Source organism: Fenollaria sp. C0166D3 (assembly GCF_056590255.1).
Genome location: NZ_JBWPVU010000008.1, coordinates 107,763 through 114,040, shown reverse-complemented (window position 1 = coordinate 114,040; position 6,278 = coordinate 107,763). Strand labels below are relative to the sequence as shown.

Below are 6,278 nucleotides of genomic sequence, written 5' to 3'. Positions count from 1 at the left end.
GATAAGATTTCCTTTAAGTAAGACACCTTGAAGACCACAAGGTAGATAGGCAGTAAGTGTAAGAGTAGTAATACTTTGAGCCTAACTGTACTAATATGTCGAAAACTTGATCAAAGACGCTTATTGAAGAATTATGGTTATTAAGAAATGTGGCAGCAATAGCAAGAGGGAAACACCCGTAACCATACCGAACACGGAAGTTAAGGCTCTTAACGCTGAAGGTACTTGGTTGGAGACGACCTGGGATAATAGGTAGCCGCCACTTGATTTAAACAGATAGCATTATATGCTGTCTGTTTTTTTGCGTAAAATGCCTTTTTGTGGTATAATTCATTAAAGGAGGCTATTATGAAGAAATTCAAAGCTCTATATTACAGTCTTTACATAATTTTAGCTCTAATTATTATTGGCTTTTACCTTATTAATTATGGCAATCCCATTATCAAAGCTAGGGTAGAGAAAGATGCAAAGGAGTATATAAGTAGGCATCACAAGGATCTTGACCTTGAGATCGAGGGCGTTAGCTATCAAATGATGGGCGGCTTTTACATCGTAGAGTTTCAGGACAGAGAGAGCCAAGACACGAATTTTAAGCTAAACTACGATGCTCACGGCAAGTTCATGTATACGACTTATGATGAGATCCTTGATAACACTTACAATAGGTATAGGGCCTTTCTTAAGGACTACGCCAAGGATATAGCTGATGAGGAGGCTTTTGATTTTGAGCTTAGCCTAGAACCTGACAATGAGCTTAAATATGAATACTACCTTACACTTGATCAAGATTTTGACAGGGAGCATCTGCCAAGCAAGGTCTTAGCACACTTTCACGCATACGAAGACGAGCCGAGCCTTAAGGGTATTATGACTAGACTTAAAAAAGTGCAAAAAGCCACATCTAAAAGGAATTTGGACGTGCGCTACTACTCAGGCAGAATCATTCCCACAGCTGACAAGGCCGAAGAGGGCATGGCAGAGCCGTGGTGGAACGCTATCAGCGTCAATAGGGTTATGGAGAAGACTATAATAGATGGGAATATGGAGACGCTAGAGAGAATATATGAGCGTAAAAAACGATAGGAGGTATATGTAAATGACTAAGAAAAGTAAAATTATATTAAATGCAGTACTCACAATTCTACTGCTTGTAGTTATGTTTACTCAGTTCGTTTTCTATGGCAACCCCATTAGCAAAATTTTGGCGGATAAGGCAGCGGATAAATACTTAAAGACCCACTACACTGACCTTGATTTAGTGCGCGAGCGTGCCTACTACAATTTTAAGGATGGGACTTATGTCGTGAGGCTCTGGGACAAAAATAGCGTTGACACGAAATTTGATCTAAGTTTCGATAGTTTTGCTAAAATGACGAACGATACTTATAGTGATAGGCTTTTCAATACTTTCCGTAGATACATGAGCTTCTTAGATGAGCTAGGAGATGAGATTGTTAAGGATAGCGGCTTTGATTTTGAGCTTTGGCTAAGACCTGATGATGACATTGATTATAGAGAGTATCTCACACTTGATCAGGACTTCGATAGAGATAATTTGCCAAGTAAGATTACAGCAGGTTTTAAGGCTTATGCAGAAAAACCAAGTTTAGATGACCTTATGAATGGCCTTAAAAAAGTATACGAGGCTCTTAAGGAAAGGAATATAGCCGTGAGCGAATATTCAGGCCTTGTAGTTCCTAACGCTGATAAGGCTGAAGAGGGCGAGGCAGAGTCTTGGGCGAACGCTATCAGCGCGGGTGATGTGCCGGAAGATGTGATTGTGGATGGAGACTTAGACGAATTAAAGAGGATCTTTGACGAGGAAAATAGTTATGTAAATACAAAGAGTTCAAGACTTCTACCAAAGTTTAAAACTCAAAAAATAAATAGTTGCTGTGCTGCTTAGGAGAGTTTTACAAAAATAAATATTGTAAACAGTGCATCAGCATAAGGGAGGAATATGCATGTCTAAGGTAAAAAAAGAGATAATTGAAGCAAAAGGATTTGCTATTCAAATTTATACTGAAGACTTTAAAAATGATTATATAAGTCTTACGGATATAGCAAAATATAAAAACAAGGAAGAACCTAATGTAGTTGTTTCAAATTGGATGCGAAACTATAATACAATAGAATATCTTGGCATTTGGGAGCAGTTAAATAATCCGGATTTTAACCCCCTCGAATTCGAGGGGTATTTAAAAGAGGCGGGTAGTAACGCTTTTACTTTATCACCTCAAAAATGGCAGAAAACCACTAATGCAGTAGGACTATTTGTAAAATTGGGTAGATATGGTGGCACATATGCTCATAAAGATATAGCTTTTAAATTTGCTTCATGGATATCTGCAGAATTTGAACTTTATATAATTAAAGATTATCAAAGACTTAAAGAAGATGAAAACTCAAAATTATCATTAGCTTGGAACCTTAATCGTGAAATCTCTAAGATTAACTACAAAATTCATACAAATGCAATCAAAGAATATCTCTTAAAAGATCTTACCAACGAACAGTTATCCTATAAGTACGCCAGTGAAGCAGATATGCTCAATGTAGCCTTGTTTAACAAGAGAGCGAAACAGTGGCGTGAAGAAAATCCTGAGTTAAAGAGTAATATGAGGGACTATGCAAGTCTGAATGAGTTACTTGTACTTGCCAATATGGAAAGCTATAATGCGATTCTTATTGGAAAAGGTATGGAGCAAAAAGAAAGAATGATGGAACTTAGAAAACTTGCCAGAACACAATTAATGTCACTTGAAAAACTTGGTGATAGTGGCATTAAAAGATTAGAAGGAAAGTAATAATAACTGTTAGTTTGTAATTGAATAAATAAATTTGAAGTTGTGGAGGATGATAAAAATGATTAGATTTGATGAAATTACGAATAAAAATATTTGGAAAGTTTGTGCATTAGAGCCATATGAAGAGCAAAAAGATTTTGTTGCTGATAACATACAGAGCTTGGCGGAAGCATATTCAACAAGAAATGAAGGCAATAATGCGTTGCCGCTTGCAGTATATGATGATAACACCCTGATTGGATTTGTTATGATCGGAAAAGGAACCGTTGGCAATGAAGAAGAAAGTCCTTTAATCAAAGAAAACTACTGCCTCTGGAGACTAATGATTGATAGGAAATATCAGGGACGAGGTATGGGAAAGCAGACGATTGATGCCGCAATCGATTTGATACGTACATTCCCATTTGGTGAGGCAAGAAAGGTATGGTTGTCGTATGAACCAGAAAACACTAGAGCAAGAGCAATATACTTAAAGTATGGCTTTTCCGAGAATGGAGAAATGTGTGGCAATGAAATTGTAGCCGTGTATGATTTATAAATTGGAACTTTTTCAGCTTATTTTAAAATTGTAGATTCATATATAGATTTCGACATAATGTATCTAGATTTAAGATAGACAACTTCCAGTTTATAGTACTAGTAATCCACCTGAATAGATAGATTATTTACATCTAAAGGCGTTGATATCACTATACGATTGTACACTGGGGTTTCGTGTCATAATAGTGATAGAGGCAAATACTTATGTAAATATAAGGAGTTCAAGACTTCTACCAAAGTTTAAAACTCAAAAAATAAATAGTTGGAGTGCTTTTTAGAGTATTTATGGAACAAAATCATATTAAAATACAAAAATTACGAATGATTTTATTCCATAAATAATGAATAATATTTAAAATTATGAAAGTATTTGATAAAATAAAGATATAAATTTCAAAGAATTTGGAGGTATATACAGATGACAATTAATAAATTTTCTTTCAAATAATACGAGAGGTTAAGTCCTCTCAAAAAATAAGGAGGATTTATGATATATATAGATAATCTAAAAAAAGAACTTAGTACAAGAACGTTATTTGAAATAAAAAATTTGACCATTGGAGAAGACAATAAAATTGGTTTAATCGGTGATAATGGAGCTGGTAAAACAAGTTTCTTTAAAATTCTAATAGGCCAAGATACAGACTACAGTGGGAAAATTGATGTACAAATTAAAATAGCCCATCTTTTAAATGACGATGAAGAAGAAAAATTTTCACATGATAACTATCTTAAAGCTAAACTTAATAAAGAGGAAAAATTTAGTCCTGGTGAATACCAAAGACTGAAGCTAGCGAAACTCTTATCGAATGAACAAAGTTTTTTATTGATTGATGAACCAACATCTCATTTGGATATAAAACAGAAGAAAAACTTAGCAGAAAGTCTAAGAAATAGAGATAAAGGTTATATTCTTATTTCCCACGACCGTGATTTTATAAACCAAACATGTGATAAGATTTTTGAATTATCACATGGAGAACTAGAAGTATTTAATGGTGACTATACTTTCTACCTGGATGAAAGAGTTAAGAGGAAGAAATTCCTTCAGAAAGAATACGAAGGCTATGTTAATGAAAAGAAAAGATTGACAGGTATAGTAAATGACATAAAAGCTCAAACGTTAAAAGTGAGAACAACTCCCAAAAGAATGGGCAATTCAGAAGCTAGACTCCATAAAATGGGTGGACAAGGCAATAAGAAAAAACTAGATAAGCAAGTTAAATCCATTAAATCAAGAATAGATCAGCTTGAAGTTAAAGAAAAGCCAAAAGAAGAAGCCGAAATTAAATTAACTATTGATGAAAAGGATAAAATATTTTCCAAAATACTAGTAAGAGCTGAAAAATTAAGCAAAAGCTTTGATGATAAAGTTCTTTTCAATAATGCTAATTTTGAAATCCCAAATAAGAAAAAGATCGCTTTATTAGGAGATAACGGTACAGGAAAAACAACTCTTTTAAATATGATTGTAGACAAAGAAGTATGGTGTCATCCTAATCTTAAAATTGGCTATTATAGTCAGTTGAGTGAAATTATTGATGAAAAGAAAACAGTATTAGAAAATGTTTTTGAAAGCTCAATCTATGATCAAACAATGACTAGAATTATTTTGGCTAGGTTAGGATTCAAAGAAGACGAAGTCTTTAAGATGGTAGACGTTCTAAGCGATGGGGAAAGAGCAAAGGTAAAGCTGGCAAAGCTTGTCACATCTGATTTTAATTTTTTAATTATGGATGAACCAACGAACTTCCTAGATATTAGAGCAATTGAAGCCTTAGAAGAATTGTTGATAGGATATGATAGACCGCTACTGTTTGTGACCCATGATGTCTCGTTTATAAATAACATAGCGGATGGACTTATTATCATTAATAACAAAAAGTTAGAGAATTTTTCGGGCAATCTAGCTCAGTATCAAAATCGCAGAGAAAAGTTGAAAGAAAATAAAAATTCTAACGATTTTCTTATAGAATTTAGATTAACAGCCATTAATAATCGTTTGGCAAGTGAGATTCCAAAAGAAGAAAGAAAAGAATTAGAAGCAGAGTACGAGAGACTTTTGAAACACAGAGATAATAATTAAAGCTTATGGACCAGTAAGACTCTAGACTTCTATCGTAATCAGATGCTACAGACATTGATTTTGCTTAGGATTTTCACTTTCTTCAATTTGCTTACTAAAGCCATCTTTATCCAAGTGCTTCTTATAGTGCAAAGGTTGTTAAGTCCATGCACCAAGAGAACAAGTGAAACTAAGTTCGATTGGCTATGCATGCCTTATTCCAGAGTTTACAAAGAGATGCAGCGAAGTGAACGCCCTTTGATTAAACTTACGGATCAATTTTTGACAATGCTCAGGCACCATTAGTACATTGCGATTGTCAAAAATTTCCACTTCGCCTCATTCATCATAGAGTAAAGGTTCAAGTCATTTTATTGACTTAAATCAAGTATCAGTCTAAAAGGAGGACTTATGAAAGGATTAAAAAATTTATCACTATTTATATCAATTTTAGTGATATTTTTCGCCATACTCATAATTATTTCGTTCTTTGGTAATCCAATCTCTAAAGGTGTGGTGAAAGTTAAAGCATATAACTATTTAAAAGAGAATTGCAGTGATTATGAAGTCAAGAGCATCGAAATAGTCTATGATTTAGTAAATTCTTCATACCTTGTCAATGTTTACGACAGTGGCAGTGAAGAGATTGAATTTACTTTAGTCTATAATTATTTTGGATGTTTTAAGAAAAAAGTCTCAGGAAATATAAGTTTAAATAAAGAAAGCGTGGCATATCACTACCCACGCTTTTTCTATTGGCAAAGCTAAAAATAATATCTATACCAAGCCCATCCATTATAAAGAAATTTAATGCATCTGTAAATTCTCTTTTTTAGAGCACATATATAGAAAAAAATCCTATATAT

The 6,278-nt window shown here is 33.8% G+C and carries 6 protein-coding genes and 2 rRNA genes; all 8 read left to right on the top strand.

Annotated features, from left to right (window positions below; translation table 11 throughout):
• Positions 1 to 114, top strand: a 23S ribosomal RNA gene (locus tag AC1EJ0_RS06880); the annotation flags it as partial.
• Between the two features lie 34 nt (positions 115 to 148).
• A 5S ribosomal RNA gene (gene rrf / locus AC1EJ0_RS06875) occupies positions 149 to 265 on the top strand.
• Between the two features lie 83 nt (positions 266 to 348).
• Positions 349 to 1,083, top strand: a complete 735-nt coding sequence (locus AC1EJ0_RS06870) for a YfjL-like protein (protein ID WP_480023670.1) — start codon at positions 349 to 351, stop codon at positions 1,081 to 1,083.
• 13 nt (positions 1,084 to 1,096) lie between these two features.
• A complete protein-coding gene (locus tag AC1EJ0_RS06865; RefSeq protein ID WP_480023671.1) occupies positions 1,097 to 1,906 on the top strand; it encodes a YfjL-like protein in 810 nt (269 codons plus the stop codon).
• 58 nt (positions 1,907 to 1,964) lie between these two features.
• A complete protein-coding gene (locus AC1EJ0_RS06860) occupies positions 1,965 to 2,807 on the top strand; it encodes a KilA-N domain-containing protein (protein ID WP_480023672.1) in 843 nt (280 codons plus the stop codon).
• 58 nt (positions 2,808 to 2,865) lie between these two features.
• Entirely contained in the window at positions 2,866 to 3,345 is a 480-nt protein-coding gene (locus AC1EJ0_RS06855; protein WP_034547755.1) for a GNAT family N-acetyltransferase, read from the top strand.
• 489 nt (positions 3,346 to 3,834) lie between these two features.
• Positions 3,835 to 5,433: a ribosomal protection-like ABC-F family protein gene (gene abc-f, locus AC1EJ0_RS06850; RefSeq protein ID WP_480023673.1), complete on the top strand. Its 1,599-nt coding sequence runs from the start codon at positions 3,835 to 3,837 to the stop codon at positions 5,431 to 5,433.
• 390 nt (positions 5,434 to 5,823) lie between these two features.
• Positions 5,824 to 6,180 carry a YfjL-like protein gene (locus AC1EJ0_RS06845; RefSeq protein ID WP_304152311.1) on the top strand — a complete coding sequence of 119 codons (357 nt, stop codon included), beginning with the start codon at positions 5,824 to 5,826 and terminating at the stop codon, positions 6,178 to 6,180.
• Positions 6,181 to 6,278 lie beyond the last annotated feature (98 nt).